The 16,958-nt window shown below is 69.6% G+C and carries 16 protein-coding genes; 9 read left to right on the forward strand and 7 right to left on the reverse strand.

All coding sequences use genetic code 11. The features are described 5' to 3' along the window. Positions 1-189 precede the first annotated feature (189 nt). The 4 genes from ACFYWS_RS13425 to ACFYWS_RS13440 all read right to left on the reverse strand — a co-directional run bounded on the left by ACFYWS_RS13425 (position 190) and on the right by ACFYWS_RS13440 (position 3,769). Positions 190-1,188: an amino acid ABC transporter permease gene (locus ACFYWS_RS13425; protein WP_389274249.1), complete on the reverse strand. Its 999-nt coding sequence runs from the start codon at positions 1,186-1,188 to the stop codon at positions 190-192. Then, complete coding sequence (locus ACFYWS_RS13430) at positions 1,185-1,832, reverse strand: amino acid ABC transporter permease (RefSeq protein ID WP_389274252.1); 648 nt, start codon at positions 1,830-1,832, stop codon at positions 1,185-1,187. Before ACFYWS_RS13430 ends, ACFYWS_RS13425 begins: the two co-directional genes overlap by 4 nt. A gap of 143 nt (positions 1,833-1,975) precedes the next feature. Further along, entirely contained in the window at positions 1,976-2,896 is a 921-nt protein-coding gene (locus ACFYWS_RS13435) for a glutamate ABC transporter substrate-binding protein (RefSeq protein WP_389274255.1), read from the reverse strand. Between the two features lie 93 nt (positions 2,897-2,989). Next, positions 2,990-3,769, reverse strand: coding sequence for an amino acid ABC transporter ATP-binding protein (locus ACFYWS_RS13440; protein ID WP_389274258.1), 780 nt, complete (start codon positions 3,767-3,769; stop codon positions 2,990-2,992). 247 nt (positions 3,770-4,016) lie between these two features. On the opposite strand from ACFYWS_RS13440, the gene ACFYWS_RS13445 reads away from it, so the two are divergent. Both ACFYWS_RS13445 and ACFYWS_RS13450 read left to right on the forward strand, forming a co-directional pair. After that, a complete protein-coding gene (locus tag ACFYWS_RS13445) occupies positions 4,017-4,703 on the forward strand; it encodes a response regulator transcription factor (protein ID WP_389274261.1) in 687 nt (228 codons plus the stop codon). Between the two features lie 21 nt (positions 4,704-4,724). Continuing rightward, the gene (locus tag ACFYWS_RS13450; RefSeq protein ID WP_389274264.1) at positions 4,725-6,239 is read left to right on the forward strand and encodes a sensor histidine kinase; all 1,515 of its coding nucleotides are present in this window, start codon (positions 4,725-4,727) and stop codon (positions 6,237-6,239) included. Here ACFYWS_RS13450 and ACFYWS_RS13455 read toward each other — a convergent pair. Beyond that, a complete protein-coding gene (locus ACFYWS_RS13455; RefSeq protein ID WP_389274267.1) occupies positions 6,218-7,213 on the reverse strand; it encodes a TAXI family TRAP transporter solute-binding subunit in 996 nt (331 codons plus the stop codon). The two genes, ACFYWS_RS13450 and ACFYWS_RS13455, sit on opposite strands and share 22 nt — an antisense overlap. A 145-nt stretch (positions 7,214-7,358) precedes the next feature. Between ACFYWS_RS13455 and miaB the strand changes: the two genes are divergently transcribed. Next, positions 7,359-8,891 (forward strand): tRNA (N6-isopentenyl adenosine(37)-C2)-methylthiotransferase MiaB, encoded by a 1,533-nt coding sequence (gene miaB, locus ACFYWS_RS13460; protein WP_389274270.1) that lies wholly within the window; start codon positions 7,359-7,361, stop codon positions 8,889-8,891. 115 nt (positions 8,892-9,006) lie between these two features. After that, on the forward strand, positions 9,007-9,723 hold the full coding sequence (locus tag ACFYWS_RS13465; RefSeq protein WP_389274273.1) for a class III extradiol dioxygenase subunit B-like domain-containing protein: 717 nt from the start codon (positions 9,007-9,009) through the stop codon (positions 9,721-9,723). 78 nt (positions 9,724-9,801) lie between these two features. Here ACFYWS_RS13465 and ACFYWS_RS13470 read toward each other — a convergent pair whose 3' ends face one another. Both ACFYWS_RS13470 and ACFYWS_RS13475 read right to left on the reverse strand, forming a co-directional pair. Further along, positions 9,802-10,077 (reverse strand): antitoxin, encoded by a 276-nt coding sequence (locus tag ACFYWS_RS13470; protein WP_389274276.1) that lies wholly within the window; start codon positions 10,075-10,077, stop codon positions 9,802-9,804. A 44-nt stretch (positions 10,078-10,121) separates the two neighbouring features. Beyond that, positions 10,122-10,400 (reverse strand): hypothetical protein, encoded by a 279-nt coding sequence (locus ACFYWS_RS13475; RefSeq protein ID WP_389274280.1) that lies wholly within the window; start codon positions 10,398-10,400, stop codon positions 10,122-10,124. Positions 10,401-10,582: 182 nt separating this feature from the next. On the opposite strand from ACFYWS_RS13475, the gene miaA reads away from it, so the two are divergent. The 5 genes from miaA (at position 10,583) to ACFYWS_RS13500 (ending at position 16,829) form a co-directional block, all read left to right on the forward strand. Beyond that, positions 10,583-11,521 (forward strand): tRNA (adenosine(37)-N6)-dimethylallyltransferase MiaA, encoded by a 939-nt coding sequence (miaA, locus tag ACFYWS_RS13480; RefSeq protein ID WP_389274282.1) that lies wholly within the window; start codon positions 10,583-10,585, stop codon positions 11,519-11,521. Between the two features lie 107 nt (positions 11,522-11,628). Next, positions 11,629-12,096: a hypothetical protein gene (locus ACFYWS_RS13485; protein WP_389275644.1), complete on the forward strand. Its 468-nt coding sequence runs from the start codon at positions 11,629-11,631 to the stop codon at positions 12,094-12,096. 67 nt (positions 12,097-12,163) lie between these two features. Next, on the forward strand, positions 12,164-13,033 hold the full coding sequence (dapF, locus tag ACFYWS_RS13490; RefSeq protein ID WP_389274285.1) for a diaminopimelate epimerase: 870 nt from the start codon (positions 12,164-12,166) through the stop codon (positions 13,031-13,033). A 139-nt stretch (positions 13,034-13,172) separates the two neighbouring features. Further along, entirely contained in the window at positions 13,173-15,296 is a 2,124-nt protein-coding gene (locus ACFYWS_RS13495; protein WP_389274288.1) for a RelA/SpoT family protein, read from the forward strand. A 78-nt stretch (positions 15,297-15,374) separates the two neighbouring features. Continuing rightward, positions 15,375-16,829: a M1 family metallopeptidase gene (locus ACFYWS_RS13500; RefSeq protein WP_389274291.1), complete on the forward strand. Its 1,455-nt coding sequence runs from the start codon at positions 15,375-15,377 to the stop codon at positions 16,827-16,829. Positions 16,830-16,958: the final 129 nt, after the last annotated feature.

A 16,958-nucleotide genomic window follows, 5' to 3' on the forward strand; every position in this document is an offset into this window, starting at 1 on the left:
TGGCCCGCCGGGGAGTGTCCCGTGCCAAGGCACGGGCGGCGTACTGGACGTACAAGGTCGGGCAGTTGGAGCGGGGTGCGCGTTCACAGAGCGTATGCAACCCATTGCCGGTGCTTGCGTCAAGTGACGGCGGCAGTGGCGATCACGCCACTGCCGCCGTCCAGCTCAAGCCCCGCGCCCGGGGGCGGGTCAACTCCTTGGCGAACCGGGTCCTTCGGATCGGTCATCGGTCTCCGGGCGCTCGGCGGCGGCCTCGGAGGCGGCCGCGCCGTGGCCGGCCCCGCCAGGCAGGTCCGCGGCGTCCATCAGACCGCCCTCGGCGACGGGTTCGGCGGCCGCGGCCACCTTGATGCCGGTCTTGGCGCGGCGGCCGCGACGCTCGATCCAGTTGGCGAGCCCGGACAGGGCCAGACACATCAGGACGTAGATCGTGCCGGTCACGACGAGTACCGGAACGTACGGGTATTCGCCTTCGACCAGCGTGTTGTTGGCCAGCTTGCGGGCCGCGTACAGGAGCTCCGCGTACGTGATGATGTAGCCGAGCGAGGTGTCCTTGAGGGTGACCACCAGCTGGCTGATAATCGTCGGCAGCATCGAGCGGATCGCCTGCGGCAGCAGCAGCATGGTCATCACTTGGTACTTGCGCAGACCCAGTGCGTACGCCGCCTCGACCTGGCCGCGCGGCACGGCCTGGAAGCCGGCCCGAAGCACCTCCGCCTGAACCGAGCTGTTGTAGACCGTCAGGCCGATCACCAGCGCCCAGAAGGCGTTGTTCTCGCCGACGACTCCCAGGTCGCTCTTGTAGGTGAGGAAAAGAACCCACAGGGCGTAAATGGTGATCAGCAGCGGGATCGCGCGGAACAGCTCGATGAAGCCCGTGGCGAACCAGCGGATCGGCCGGTGCTCCGAGTAGCGGGCCACCGCCAGGACGACGCCGAGCACCAGCGAGAGCGCGCCGGCGGCGGCGAAGACCTTCAGGGTGGTCAGGATGCCGTCACGGATCGCCGCCCGGACATTGGCGTAGTTGAAGATGTCCCACTTGGCGGCGGCGAACTGGTCCTTGGACGCGAGCTGCGCGACCACGAAGACGATGAGGCCGACGACCGCGAGCGTACCGACGACGGTGTAGATCCGGTTGCGCGTGCGGGCCTTGGGGCCCGGGGCGTCATAGAGAACGCTGGCACTCATCGGGCGACCTCCATGGTCCGCTCGAGCACCCGGAACAAGATGCTGATGGCGAAGGTGATGACCAGGTAGCCGAGCGCCACCCACAGGAAGACCCAGGCGATCGGGTACCCCTGGTCGCTCAACAGCTTCTGCCAGCCGAACAGTTCGGTGACGCTGAAGGCGCCCGCGATGGCCGAGTTCTTGGTCAGCGCGATGAAGATGGAACTCAGCGGCGGCAGCACGGTGCGCACCGCCTGCGGCAGGATGACCAGGCCGAGCGTCTGGAAGAACGACATGCCGATCGAACGCGCCGCCTCGGCCTGTCCGAGCGGCACGGTGCTGATGCCGGAGCGCACCGCCTCGCAGACGAACGACGAGGTGTAGCAGCTCAGCACGATCAGGGCCTTGATCCACGGGCTGAAGCCGAAGTCGAGGACCTGGGGCACCGCGAACCAGATGACGAGGAACAGCAGCGTCAGCGGGGTGTTGCGGAACAGCGTGACCCAGGCGGTTCCGAAGTACCGCAGGGGCGGTACGGGCGAGACCCGGAAACCGGCGAGGATCGTGCCGAGCAGCATCGCGAGGAGGCCACTGGCCAGGGTCAGGCCTATGGTGCCGAGGAATCCCTCGCGGAATTCCGAAAGGTGGTCGAGCAGTACATTCACGGGGAGTTCCTCGTGGGGCGGCAGCGGTCGGGCAGGGGGAGCCGCGCCCTGTACGCCGGCGTGGCGTACAGGGACGCAGTCAACTCACTGCCTGCGAGAGACAGGCGGCTGGACGCTCAGGAGCGCTGAACGCTCAGCAGCGCTCAGTAGCGCTCCAGGGCCGGCGGCTCGACGTACGCGGAGCCCGAGAGGCCCAGCGTCGCGTCGTAGGCCTTCTTGTAGTCGCCGTTCTTCTGGTGCGCCTCCAGGGAGTCGGCGACCGCGTCGCGCAGGGCCTTGTCGTCCTTGCCCATGCCGACGCCGTAGGGCTCCTTGGTGAAGGGCTTGCCGACGACCGTCAGCTTCTTCGGGTTCTGCGCGGCGTAGCCCTTCAGGATCGCGTCGTCGGTGGTGACGGCGTCGACCTCGTTGTTGAGCAGCTGCTGCACGCACTCCGAGTACTTCGCCAACTCGACGGTCTCCGCACCGTACTTGGGCTTCTTGATCTCCTGCAGAGGAGTCGAGCCCTTGATGGAGCAGACCTTTTTGCCCTTCAGGGACGTCGGGCCAGTGATGCCCTTCTCGTCCTTGCGGACCAGGAGGTCGGCGCCGGCCATCAGGTACGGGCCCGCGAAGCCGACCTGCTTCTTGCGCTCGTCGTTGATCGTGTACGTGCCTACGTAGAGGTCGACATCGCCCTTGGAGATGGTGGTCTCGCGGACACCGGAGTCGATCGTCTTGAACGTGATCTGGTCGGCCTTGAAGCCGAGGTCGGCCGCGACCATCTTGGCGATCTCGATGTCGAAACCGGAGCGCTTGTTGCTGGAGTCCTGGAAGCCCAGGTACGGCTGGTCGTCCTTGGAACCGATGACGATCTTGCCGGCCTTCTGGGCCTTCTTCAGGGTCGCGGAGTCGACCTTCACATCGCTCTTCACCGCGTACGTGGGCAGCTTCGGCTGGTTCTTGCCACCCGAGGCCCCGGCGGGCTTGTCGCCGGCGTTGCCGGACTCGCCGCCACAGGCGGTGGCGGTCAGCGCGAGCGCGGCGACGGCGGCGGCCGCTGCGGCGGACTTACGGAGCTTCATGGTGAACATCCTTCGTGTCGGCAGATTCGGCGGTAGGGAAAAGACAACACGCGCGCGTGGGGCGCCAGTTGCGGCCCCGCGCGGGGCGCGCCTCTAGTGGTGCAGGATCTTCGACAGGAAGTCCTTGGCCCGGTCGCTGCGCGGATTGCTGAAGAACTGGTCGGGGACGGCCTCTTCGACGATCCGTCCTTCCGACATGAAGACGACGCGGTTGGCCGCGGAACGGGCGAAGCCCATCTCGTGCGTGACCACCACCATCGTCATGCCGTCCCGAGCGAGCTGCTGCATCACTTCCAGGACCTCGTTGATCATCTCCGGGTCGAGTGCCGACGTCGGCTCGTCGAAGAGCATCACCTTCGGGTCCATCGCCAGCGCCCGTGCGATGGCGACACGTTGCTGCTGACCGCCTGAGAGCTGCGCGGGGTACTTGTCGGCCTGCGCGGCGACACCGACCCGGTCGAGGAGCGCACGCGCCTTGTCCTCGGCCGCCTTCTTGTCCGCCTTGCGGACCTTGACCTGCCCCAGCGTCACGTTCTCCAGCACCGTCTTGTGCGCGAAGAGGTTGAAGGACTGGAAAACCATCCCCACGTCAGCGCGCAGGCGTGCCAGCTCCTTGCCCTCCTGGGGCAGCGGCTTGCCGTCGATCGTGATGTCGCCGGAATCGACGGTCTCCAGGCGGTTGATCGTGCGGCACAACGTCGACTTGCCGGAGCCCGACGGGCCGATGACGACGACGACCTCACCCCGCGCGACGGTCAGGTCGATGTCCTGGAGCACGTGCAACGCGCCGAAGTGCTTGTTGACTCGGCTCAGTGCGACCAGCGCTTCGCCCGCAGGGGGCGTGGCGTCCTTGGTCACCGAAACTTCGGTCATCGGGGTCTTGCTCCGTCCTCCTCGGTTGGGAGGACAGTAGTAACCCCGTACGACCAGCGTCATTACATCTGAGGGGAAATTGAGCATAACGATCCGGCCGCAACCGGACACTATGCGTGAAGGGGGCGCTGGGCGCTCATACCGGCTGCATAACGGAACACGGCCGTAACCGGAAGGCTCTTGACGTCGTCCTCACTTTTCGGAGTGGATGCCTTGATGAACCGCGCGGGAGAGGTGAGGGGGCGCAATGAGACTGCTTCTCGTCGAGGACGACGACCACGTGGCTGGTGCCCTTTCGGCGGTCCTGTCCCGGCACGGCTTCGCCGTGCAGCACGCGCGCAGCGGCGAGGAGGCCCTGCAGGCCCTGGTGCCCGATGCGGACGCCTTCGACGTCGTACTGCTCGATCTGGGCCTGCCCGACCTGGACGGCTACGAGGTGTGCGGCAGGATCCGCAAGCGCACCACGACGCCCGTGATCATGGTGACCGCGCGGGCGGACGTGCGCTCACGCATCCATGGACTCAATCTCGGCGCGGACGACTACGTAGTGAAGCCGTACGACATAGGGGAGCTGCTCGCCCGCATCCATGCGGTGAGCCGCCGCACGGCGCAGGAGGAACACACCGCCCCTGTCGACCACGAGGTGCGGTTCGGGGACGTCAGCATCGATCTGCCCACCCGTAAGGTCGCGATCGCGGGAGAGGTGGTTCAACTCACCCGTAAGGAGTTCGACTTGCTGGCACTCCTGGCGCAGCGCCCGGGCGTCGTCTTCCGTAGGGAGCAGATCATCAGCGAGGTGTGGCGGACCAGTTGGGAGGGCACGGGGCGCACCCTGGAGGTGCACGTCGCCTCGCTGCGCTCCAAGTTGCGCATGCCTACGCTCATCGAGACCGTGCGGGGAGTCGGTTACCGGCTCGTCGCCCCGGCCGCGTAACAGAAGCCGTAGAGTCCTGGCGTGCGCGCCCGCCTGCTTCCCCTGCTCATCGTCCTCATGGCGGGCGTGCTGCTCGCACTCGGCTTTCCGCTGGCCGTGAGCGTGGCCTCCGCCCAGCAGCAGAAGGTGGTCGTCGACCGCATCGATGACACCGCGCGGTTCGCCTCCCTCGCGCAGTTCGTGACCACGCGCCCGGACAAGGCGGGCGAGGGCGAGAGACTGGTGAGCGACGAGCGGCAGCAGACGCTGCGCACCGAACTCGCCCGCTACCACGAGGTGTACGGGATCAAGGCGGGCGTCTTCTACCGGGACGAGGAGCCCATGGGACGCGCGCCCGACGACTTCCGGGTGCCGCCGCCGGGCTCCGGCGGTGTGCTGCGCGCATCGTTCGACGAGGCGCTGTACTCGCGCGGCAGCCACGATCCGCCGCAGGTGTGGCCGTGGCAGCGGGGCCGGCTCGTGGTCGCGTCGCCCGTCATCCGCGACGGTGACGTCGTCGCGGTCGTGGTCACCGAGTCGCCGACCGGAGCGATGCGCAGCAAGACACTGCGCGGCTGGCTGGTCATCGGCGCCGGTGAGGTGGCCGCGATGCTGCTCGCCGTGGGCGCCGCGCTGCGGCTGACCGGCTGGGTGCTCCGGCCCGTACGGGTCCTGGACGCGACGACCCACGACATCGCCACAGGGCGCCTGAAGTCCCGGGTCGCGGCGGCCGGCGGCCCACCGGAACTCCGGCGCCTGGCCCGGTCGTTCAACGAGATGGCGGACAACGTCGAGGACGTGCTCGAGCAGCAGCGCGCCTTCGTCGCCGACGCCTCGCACCAGCTGCGCAATCCGCTCGCCGCCCTGATGCTGCGCATCGACGTACTGGCACTCGAACTACCGGAGGGGAACGAGGAGATCGGGTCGGTGAAGGCCGAGGGCAAGCGCCTCGGCCGGGTCCTCGACGACCTGCTCGACCTGGCCCTGGCGGAGCACGCCGCCGCGGACCTTCAGCTCACCGACATCGGCGAGCTGGCCGCCGAGCGGGTGGAGGCCTGGCGCCCGCTCGCGGACGAGAAGGGCGTACGACTCGTGGCCAACTGCCCGGCGGTGACGGGCTGGGCCGATCCGGTCGCGCTGTCCAGCGCCCTGGACGCCGTGGTCGACAACGCCCTGAAGTTCACGCCCGAGGGCGAGCAGGTGACCGTCACCGCGAGAGCCACCGGCGACGCGACGGTGATCGAGGTCGCGGACGGCGGGCCGGGCCTGAGCGAAGAGGAACTCGCCCGGGTCGGCGACCGGTTCTGGCGCAGCGGGCAGCACCAGAACATCAAGGGCTCGGGCCTCGGCCTGTCCATCTCGCGGGCACTGCTGACGGCGGGTGGCGGTTCCCTGGGGTACGCGCTGCGGGAACCGCACGGCCTGGAGGTGACGCTGCGGGTGCCCAGGACGGCGCCGGTGCCGGTCCAGGGGGTCGCGGAGGCGAGTGGCGGGGCGAGCCGCGGGGAGGGCGGTTCAGGCCGGGAGGCGGCCGCTCAGGGCTTGACCGAGCGGTAGTAGCGGCGCGCGCCCTCGTGGAGGGTGAGCGGGTTCGTGTAGACAGCCGTTCTGAGGTCGACGAGCTGGGCCGCGTGCACCTTCGCCCCGATGTGGTCGCGGCTGTCGATGACGGTACGGGTGACCGCCTCGGTCAGCTCCGGGTCCACGCGGTCGGTCGTCACCAGCAGGTTCGCCACCGCCAACGTGTTGACGGGCTCGCCCTGTTGGGCCGCTGGGTAGGCGTCGGCGGGCATCACGGCGGCCCGGTAGTAGCGCGAGTAGCCGCCCATGGCGTGCAACTTGTCGACCAGCGAGCCGAGTTCGACGAGCCGGATCGGGGCGTCCTCGGACAGGTCCCGTACGTGGTTGGTGGGCAGGCCCCCGGACCAGAAGAACGCGTCGATCTCGCCGGACTCCAGGGCGCGCGGCATGGCGTCTATGCCGATGCCCACCTCGGTGACGTCCTTGCGGACGTCGAGCCCCGCCGCCTTCAGGATCCGCTCGGCGATCAGCCGAACTCCTGAACTCCGACCGCCCACCGCCACCTTCATGCCGCGCAGGTCGGCGACTTTCCGCACGGACGAGGACCGCTCCACGACGAGCTGCATGTAGTCGTCGTAGAGGCGGGCGCAGCCGCGCAGCTGCCCCGCGCCGGCCTGGTCCTCGGACTGGTACTTGGCGACCGCGTCCGCCGCGGCGATGGTGAAGTCCGCCTTTCCGGTGGCCACACGCTCCACGTTCTCCCAGGAGCCCTGGCTGCCGGTGAGAGTGACCCCAAGGTCGGGCAGGTCGCGGTCCACGGCACGCTTGAGGAGCTTGCCGTACCTCTCGTAGACGCCCGTGCGCGCGCCGGTACTGAAAGTCACCTGGCCCCGGGGCTGCTGCTCGCCGAGCGGCAGCAGCCACCACAACAGCAGGCCGAACACCACGAGTCCGGCCACTGAACCCATGAGGGCACTGCGACGGGTCACGCGGAGGGGCGGCTGCGGCATGGCGTGATCCTGCCAGCTGGGGCCGCGCGGTGGCCAGGTTCGGAACGTCCCCTTGTGGTCACGTTCGGTGACGTCGCTGCCACGGTGCCGGGAGGGCGAGGACGGCGCCACAGAACCACTCCGGAAACCCCATACCCTTGTTGTCATGAGCAGCAGCGACCCGCGTCCGGCCGTGGACGACCGTTCACCCGATCCCACGAAGACATACGAAGTACGCACCTACGGGTGCCAGATGAACGTCCATGACTCCGAGCGCTTGTCGGGTCTCCTGGAGGGCGCGGGTTATGTGCGCGCCCCCGAGGGCTCCGACGGCGACGCCGACGTCGTGGTCTTCAACACGTGCGCGGTGCGGGAGAACGCTGACAACAAGCTCTACGGCAACCTCGGCCGCCTCGCCCCCATGAAGACGCAGCGTCCCGGGATGCAGATCGCCGTGGGCGGCTGCCTCGCTCAGAAGGACCGCGACACCATCGTGAAGAAGGCGCCCTGGGTGGACGTCGTCTTCGGTACGCACAACATCGGCAAGCTGCCCGTCCTCCTGGAGCGCGCCCGCGTCCAGGAGGACGCCCAGGTCGAGATCGCCGAGTCGCTTGAGGCGTTCCCCTCCACGCTGCCCACCCGCCGCGAGAGCGCGTACGCGGCCTGGGTGTCCATCTCGGTCGGCTGCAACAACACCTGCACCTTCTGCATCGTCCCGGCACTGCGCGGCAAGGAGAAGGACCGCAGGACCGGCGACATCCTCGCGGAGATCGAGGCACTGGTCGGCGAAGGCGTCTCCGAGATCACGCTGCTCGGCCAGAACGTCAACGCTTACGGGAGCGACATCGGCGACCGTGAGGCCTTCAGCAAGCTGCTGCGCGCCTGTGGTGGCATCGACGGCCTGGAGCGCGTGCGCTTCACGTCGCCGCACCCGCGCGACTTCACGGACGACGTGATCGCTGCCATGGCCGAGACCCCGAACGTGATGCCGCAGCTGCACATGCCGATGCAGTCCGGTTCGGACGCGATCCTCAAGGCGATGCGCCGCTCGTACCGCCAGGAGCGCTTCCTCGGCATCATCGACAAGGTCCGCGCCGCCATGCCGGACGCGGCGATCTCCACCGACATCATCGTGGGCTTCCCCGGCGAGACCGAGGAGGACTTCGAGCAGACGATGCACGCCGTGCGCGAGGCCCGCTTCGCCAACGCCTTCACCTTCCAGTACTCCAAGCGCCCCGGAACCCCGGCCGCGACCATGGAGGGGCAGATCCCCAAGGAGGTCGTCCAGGCGCGCTACGAGCGCCTCGTCGCCCTCCAGGAGGAGATCTCCTGGGAAGAGAACAAGAAGCAGGTCGGCCGCACCGTGGATCTCATGGTCGCCGAGGGCGAGGGCCGCAAGAACGGCGCCACCCACCGCCTCTCCGGCCGCGCCCCCGACAACCGCCTCGTGCACTTCACCAAGCCAGAGGCCGAGGTGCGCCCCGGCGACGTCGTGACCGTCGCGATCACGTACGCCGCCCCGCACCACCTGTTGGCCGAGGGCGACGTCCTGAACGTGCGCCGCACGCGCGCGGGTGACGCGTGGGAGAAGCGCAACCAGGAGGAGCAGGACAAGAAGCAGGGCGTGCTGCTGGGCCTCCCGAAGATCGGCGTTCCTGAGCCGCTGCCCGTGGTGACCGGTGGCTGCGCCGTCGACTGACCGGCCTCACCTCCTGTACTGACCGGTCTCATCTCCTTGTACTGGCCGGTCTCGCCTCCTTGTGAGGTGCGGCCGCCTTTCCCGTGTGCGGCGGGCGCGCAGTAGGCTGCCGATCATGCTTGTCGCCGCTGCCGCCTGCCCGTGCCCGCCCCTGCTCGTGCCCGAGGTCGCCGCAGGTGCGGCTCCGGAACTGGACGCTGCGCGTGCGGCCTGCGACGAGGCGATCGCGGCGCTGCTCGCGACGGAGCCCGACCTGGTGTGGGTCATCGGCGAGGGCCCGGCCACGGGCATCCACGAGCCGGGTGCCCGCGGCTCCTTCCGCCCCTTCGGTGTCGACCTCGATGTGCACCTGGGCGCGACGCCGTCCGACGCCGTGGAGGCGACGCTCCCGCCGTCCCTCTCCGTAGGCGCGTGGCTGCTCGCGCGCGCGGGGTGGACCGGCGGGGTGCGCGGGTACGAGGTACCGGGCGACGGCTCGGCGTCCGCCCACGCCGGTGGTGCGTTCCGCCTCGCGGGGGGCACGACCGGCGCGGAGCGTGTCGCGTTCCTCGTCATGGGTGACGGCACGGCCTGCCGCACGCTGAAGGCCCCCGGCTACCTGGACGAGCGCGCCGAGGGCGTGGACGCCGCGATCGCCGGGGCGCTGCGTGACCTCGATGCCGACGGCACGCTCGCGAACCTCGACGCCGACCTCGCCCGCGAACTGAAGATCTCCGGACGCGCCCCGTGGCAGTTCCTCAGCGCCGCCTGGGACAAGCGGGACGGCACGGCCCGTCTTCTGTATGAGGACGCGCCCTACGGAGTGGGCTACTTCGTGGCGTCCTGGATGTAGCGCGTCGCACCACAGACGGCGACGGCCGCGAAGCCCAATGGGTTCGCGGCCGTCGCCGTCTGTGAGGCGCGCACGGGGTCACGATGAGGGGGAAGGGGGCGACGGCGGAGTGTTCCCGCCGTTGGTGTCCTTGGCGTTCTTGCCCTCCGACGCGGACATCCTGTCGACGGCGTCCTTCGCCTTGTCCGTGCCCATCCGGATCTTGTCGCTGTACTTGCCCTTGGTCTTCTGGTCGACCATCTTGCCGGCCTTGTCCAAGCCCTGGTCGATCTTGTCCCCGTGCTGCTGCGCGAGGTCCGAGACCTTGTTCTTGGCGGGGCCGAACTTGGCCTTCAACGAGTCCAAGATGCCCATTGCTGCGCCCTTCCTTCGTGTCCTTCGTACCGAGTCCTGTAAGGCTACTTGCGGGCGCCCTCACTGGCCTCGTTGTCCGCGGCCTGCTCCGCGGACTGCTGCTTCGGGATCTCCACGCCCTCCGCCACGGCCGCCTCGGTGGTCTCGCCGTCGGCTGCGGCCTCCGTCGTCTCCTGCTCCGCGGTGGGAGCCGCGGCGGCCTCGGTGGGCTCCTCGGCGTCCGCCACCTCCGGAGCGGCCGTCAGAGTGGCGGCCTGGGCCTCGGCGGTTGACGCCTCGTCCGCAGCGTTGACCTTCCGGCGAAACCTGGCAAAAACGCCCATTTCAACTCCATACGTTACTCGTGTGGGCGAAATCCCGCCCTACCCGGTGCGTCCCATTGCGGCGACCGGGGCGCCGGCTCTCGAAACCGGCGGCTGGAACCTCGCAACAGGCAACGAACCCGAACCTGTGGCGTCACGTAGCTCATTCGTGAACAGGTGCCCGGGTTTGCGAGACTGGGGCGGTGAGTAGCGCAGCTCCCGCCCCGCGGGTCATCGCCGTCGTCGGGCCCACCGCGGCAGGAAAGTCAGATCTAGGCGTGTTCCTCGCCAAGGAACTCGGCGGCGAGGTGGTCAACGCCGACTCCATGCAGCTGTACCGGGGGATGGATATCGGCACCGCCAAGCTGACGCCCGAGGAGCGCGACGGGGTGCCGCACCACCTCCTGGACATCTGGGACGTCACGGAGGCCGCCAGCGTCGCCGAGTACCAGCGCCTCGCCCGCGCGGAGATCGACCGGCTGCTCGCGGCGGGTCGCTGGCCCGTCCTCGTCGGTGGATCAGGGCTCTACGTAAGGGGCGCCGTCGACAAGATGGAGTTCCCCGGCACCGACCCCGAGGTCCGCGCCCGCCTGGAGGACGAGCTCCGGCTGCGCGGCTCCGGCGCCCTGCACGCGCGCCTCGCCGCCGCCGACCCGGAGGCCTCCGCGGCGATCCTGCCCAGCAACGGACGGCGCATCGTCCGCGCCCTCGAGGTCATCGAGATCACCGGCAAGCCGTTCACCGCCAACCTGCCGGGACACGACTCCGTCTACGACACCGTCCAGATCGGCGTGGACGTGGCACGGCCCGAACTCGACGAACGCATCGCCACGCGCGTGGACCGTATGTGGGAGGCGGGCCTCGTCGACGAGGTGCGCGCGCTGGAAACACAGGGGCTGCGCGAGGGGCGTACGGCGTCGCGCGCCCTCGGCTATCAGCAGGTGCTCGCGGCGCTCGCGGGGGAGTGCACGCTGGACGAGGCGCGCGCGGAGACCGTCCGCGCCACCAAGCGCTTCGCGCGCCGCCAGGACTCGTGGTTCCGCCGCGACCCGCGGGTGCATTGGCTCAGTGGGGCCGTGGCGGAACGCGGGGAACTCCCGGCTCGCGCAATGTCGTTGGTCGAACGACCGGTTACAGCCTGATCACGTGATGGCATCGGGACGCTCCGCCCGTCATCGCGGCCTCTGTGGGCGTGCCATCATCGACCATCGATCGACCAGTGGAGTCCGGAGTGGGAGGGCGCGTGGCGATGGAGGCCGGCCCTCGTGACACCGCACCAGGCGGAGAGCAGCTCAGTACCGATGGTCCTGAGGCGAGCGCCGACGGCGTGATCGCCGACGGCCCGACCCCGGAGGAACTCACCGCACAGGACGAGGGCCAGGAGGTCGAGGTCGAGCTGCGCCCGCAGCGCAGGCTCCGCATCTGGCAGCTGGCACCCATCGTGATGCTGGCCGCGGTCGGCTCCCTGATGTTCGCGTTCCCGCTGTTCTTCGAGTTCGGCGACGGCGGCGCGGTCGTGGCGATGCTCGGCCTCCTGATCAGCTCCTGCGCCGCGGGCTGGGGCATGATGGCGGCCCGCCGGGTGGGCTACACGCTGCCGGGACTGCCGCCTCGCGGCTCGGGCCGATGGCCGGACTGGCGGGTTGTGGGCGCGTACGTCGTCGTGGTCGCGGCCGTCGCGGTGCTCGCCGTGTGGCGCGTGGCGCGGCTCCGCTGACCACGCCCTGCGCCTCTGGCAGCACTCCGCCGACCAGGTTGTCGCACCGATCTCGTACGATCGAGAAATGAGCACTTTCCTCAAGGGCCACGGGACCGAGAACGACTTCGTGATCATCCCGGACCCGGAGAACGCCATCGCGCTCTCGCCGACCGCCGTCGCCGCCCTGTGCGACCGTCGGGCCGGCATCGGGGGCGACGGCGTGCTCCATGTCGTGCGCACCGTCGCGCACCCCGAGGCGCGGCACATGGCCGACGAGGCGGAGTGGTTCATGGACTACCGCAATGGCGACGGCTCGGTGGCCGAGATGTGCGGCAACGGAGTGCGGGTCTTCGCCCGCTACCTCCAGCACGCGGGACACGTCGGCGAGGGCGACCTCGCCGTGGCCACCCGCGGCGGCGTCAAGGCGGTCCACATCGACAAGGAAGGCCTGATCACGGTCGGCATGGGCAGGGCGACGCTCCCCGAGGGCGACGTCACGGTCAGTGTCGACGAGCGGACCTGGCCCGCGACGAACGTGAACATGGGGAACCCGCACGCGGTCGCCTTCGTGGCCGACCTCGCGCACGCGGGCGCCCTGTACGACCCGCCCCCGTTCGCGCCGGCGAACACGTACCCGGAGGGTGTGAACGTCGAGTTCGTCGTCGACCGCGGCCCGCAGCACGTCGCCATGCGCGTGCACGAGCGGGGCTCCGGCGAGACCCGCTCCTGCGGCACCGGCGCCTGCGCCGTGGCCGTCGCGGCCGCCCGCAGGGACGGCCTGGACCCGGCGGTGACCGGGTCCCCAGTCACGTACGAGATCGATCTGCCCGGAGGCAGGCTGACGATCACCGAGCGTGCGGACGGTGAGATCGAGATGACCGGTCCCGCCGTGATCGTCGCGGAAGGTCGGCTCGACACCGACTGGTTCGCGGCAGTCGAAACCGTAAACCAGTGAACCTTCGCTCGAATGGGTGATCCGTTTCACGCTCGGCGAGAGCGGGACTGCGCCACGTGATGGGCTCGGTAGCATCAAGCACCGGTCCGGACGGGTGCCGCCCCCAGCCCGCCGCCGGTCGACAAAGCCGGAGGTGCTCATGAGTGCGGAGGCGACCAACCCCGCGAACCCGGGACCGATCACGCCCGGAGCGCACCGTCGGCGTGGCCGCCCCCGGATCGATCTGCGCCGTCTCGGCCGCGCGGCGCTCCTCGGCCCCACCGCCCGCGGCCGCCTCCCGGACGCGATCGGCCACGTGGCGGAGGCCCACCGGGCCCACTATCCCGACGCCGTTCTTGAGCCGCTGCACCGCGCCTACGTACTGGCCGAGTCCTCGCACCGCGGCCAGATGCGCAAGAGCGGCGAGCCGTACATCACACACCCGCTCGCGGTGACGCTGATCCTGGCCGAGCTGGGCGCGGAGACCACGACACTGACCGCCTCCCTGCTCCACGACACCGTCGAGGACACCGAGGTCACGCTTGACCAGGTGCGCGAGGAGTTCGGCGAGGAGGTCGCCTATCTCGTCGACGGTGTGACCAAGCTGGAAAAGGTCGACTACGGAGCGGCGGCCGAACCCGAGACCTTCCGCAAAATGCTGGTCGCGACCGGGAACGACGTGCGCGTCATGTCGATCAAGCTCGCCGACCGCCTGCACAACATGCGCACCCTCGGCGTCATGCGCCAGGAGAAGCAGGAGCGGATCGCCAGAGTCACCCGCGACGTCCTGATCCCGCTCGCCGAGCGGCTGGGCGTGCAGGCCCTGAAGACAGAGCTCGAAGACCTCGTGTTCGCGATCCTGCGTCCCGAGGAGTACGCGCAGACGCGCGAGCTCATGACGGCCTACGCGCAGCACACCGAGGACTCCCTCGCCGGATTCGCGACCGAGCTGCGCTCGGTGTTGCGCGAGGCGGGCCTGAGCGCCGAAGTCCTCATCAGGCCGCGGCACTTCGTGTCGGTCCACCGGGTGCGGCGCAAGCGCGGCGAGATGCGCGGAGCCGACTTCGGGCGCCTTCTCGTCCTGGTGTCCGAGGACGCGGACTGTTACGGCGTCCTCGGTGAGCTGCACACGTGTTTCACGCCGGTGGTCTCGGAGTTCAAGGACTTCATCGCCGTACCGAAGTTCAACCTGTACCAGTCGCTGCACACCGCGGTCGCCCGCACGGACGGCGAGGTCGCCGAAGTCCTCATCCGTACGCACCAGATGCACAAGGTGGCGGAGGCGGGCGTCGTGGCGCTCGGCAATCCGTACACGCCCTCCGGAGAAGAGCACCTGGACACCGTCGGCGAGCGCTCCGACCCCACGCGCCCCGGCTGGCTGAACCGGCTGCTCGACTGGCAGCAGTCCGCGCCGGACACCGACATCTTCTGGTCGACGCTGCGCGAGGAACTCGCCCAGGACCGAGAGATCGCTGTCTTCCGGCCCGACGGCGGCACCATCGGCCTTCCCGCAGGCGCCAGTTGCGTCGACGCCGCGTACGCGCAGTACGGAGAGGACGCCCACGCCTGCATCGGCGCGCGGGTCAACGGCCGCCTGGCGACGCTCAGTACGGTCCTCGTCGACGGTGACACCGTCCAGCTGCTCATGGCGGGGGTGGAGGGCAGCGCCGCGTCCGAGCCCTCGATCGCCTGGCTCGACCACGCCCGTACGCCCGCCGCCCGCATCGCCATCCGCCGCTGGCTGGCCACCCACCCGGAGGGCCCGAGCACGTCCGCATCGGCGCCTCGCGCGCCTTACAGCGGCCCCTCGGCGCGGCCCTCCGCGGCGAACGCCGTGGTCGACCAACCGGGCGCCACGGTGCGCCTCGCGGGCTGCTGCACGCCCGTTCCGCCCGACGAGGTGACCGGGTTCGCCGTACGCGGCGGCGTCGTCACTGTGCACCGCGTCTCCTGCTCCGGAGTGGCGCGCATGAAGGACGCGGGGCGCGCGGAGGTCGGCGTGCGCTGGGCGGACGCGGAGGCCGCCGAGTACCGGGTGACGCTGATCGCCGAGTCGTTCAGCCGCCCCCATCTGCTGGCCGACCTGACCGAGGCCATAGCGCTGGAGGGCGTCGCCATCATCTCGGCGACCGTCGACCCGCCCGACCAGGGCCGTGTCCGGCACACGTACACGCTCCAACTCCCGGACGCAGCGCATCTCCAGGGCCTCATGCGGGCGATGCGGAACGTGCCGGGCGTGTACGACGTGGGGCGCACGCGGCACGCGGCGGCAGGCGCTCTGTAGGTCCACCCGGGCCCCTCGTTCGGGTGGTGCGGCGCGTGCCGCACCATGCACCGAGGCGCGCGCTGATAGCCGTAGTTCATGCTGCTCAGCTCCCGAACGCCCCGCGTCGCCGCGCTTCTGGCCGCCGGCGCCTCGCTCGCCCTTGTCGCCGCGGCCGCGCCCGCCGAACCGCTCGGCATCGGCGACCGGCTCTTCCCGCATCTCGGCAACCCCGGCTACGACGTCACCGACTACGACATCTCCTTCACGTACCACGGTGACAACAGCAAGCCCCTCGACGCGGTCACCAAGATCGACGCGCGGGCGACTTCCTGGCTCGACCGGATCAACCTCGACTTCTCGCACGGCACCGTGCGTTCGGTGACGGTCAACGGGGTGCGGGCGCACTACACCACCAAGGGCGAGGACCTGGTCGTCACGCCCGTCGCGGCCGTGGCTCCCGGCCACCCCCTGAACATCACCGTGCAGCACACCAGCGACCCCAGGCCCGGCAAGAAGGAAGTCGGCTGGTTGCGCACCAAGGACGGGCTCGCGATGGCCAACCAGGCCGACGCCGCGCACCGCGTCTTCCCGTCCAACGACCACCCCTCCGACAAGGCCTACTTCACCTTCCGGGTCACCGCCCCGAAGGAGTACACGGCTGTCGCCAACGGTCTCCCTGTCGCGAAAACGCGACAAGGAGGAGCCACCAAGTGGGCCTACCGCACCGCCCACCCCATGGCCACGGAGCTGGCCCAGGTCTCCATCGGCCGCTCCGCGGTGCTGCACCAGGAGGGCCCGCACGGACTTCCCGTACGTGATGTCGTGCCGGCCAAGGACACCAAGGCGCTGAAGCCGTGGCTCAAGAAGACGCCGGGCCAGATCTCCTGGATGGAGGGGAAGGTCGGCAACTACCCCTTCGAGAACTACGGGCTGCTGATCGCCCAGGCGTCCACCGGCTTCGAACTCGAGACGCAAACGCTCTCTCTCTTCGAGAGAGACCTGTTCAAGGAACCCGCATACCCGAAGTGGTACGTCGAGTCGATCATGGTGCACGAGCTGGCACACCAGTGGTTCGGCGACAGCGTCAGCCCCCGCACCTGGTCCGACCTGTGGCTCAACGAGGGGCACGCCACCTGGTACGAGTCCCTGTACGCCGAGGAGGAGGCGGACCGGCCCATGGTGAAGCGGATGCGCGCCGCCTACCGCGCGTCCGACGCCATGCGCGCCGACGGCGGGCCGCCCGCCGCGCCCAAGAAGCCCACGAGCGACGGGAAGATCAGCATCTTCCGGCCGGTCGTCTACGACGGCAGCGCCCTGGTCCTCTACGCCCTGCGCCAGGAGATCGGCGCGGACGCCTTCCAGCGCCTGGAGCGCACGTGGGTGAGCACGCACCGTGACTCCACCGCCACGACCGCGGACTTCGTGAAGCTAGCCTCTCAACTGGCGGGGCGGGACCTGAGCGGCTTCTTCGACGCCTGGCTCTACGAGAAGAAGACGCCGCCCATGCCGGGCCATCCCGACTGGAAGTCCGACCCGGTGTCGAAGCACTGACACGGGGAAACAATCCAGATGACGAGACGGCCCGTACCGTGCGAATATCGTCGACGTCGACGGCGCGGGCCACCGGATCGGCGCTCGCGGGAATCCCCGGAGCAGGCCGAGCGTTGTCAGAGGTGACGG

Origin of the sequence: Streptomyces sp. NPDC002795 (assembly GCF_042888725.1) — a bacterium.
GTDB lineage: Bacteria > Actinomycetota > Actinomycetes > Streptomycetales > Streptomycetaceae > Streptomyces.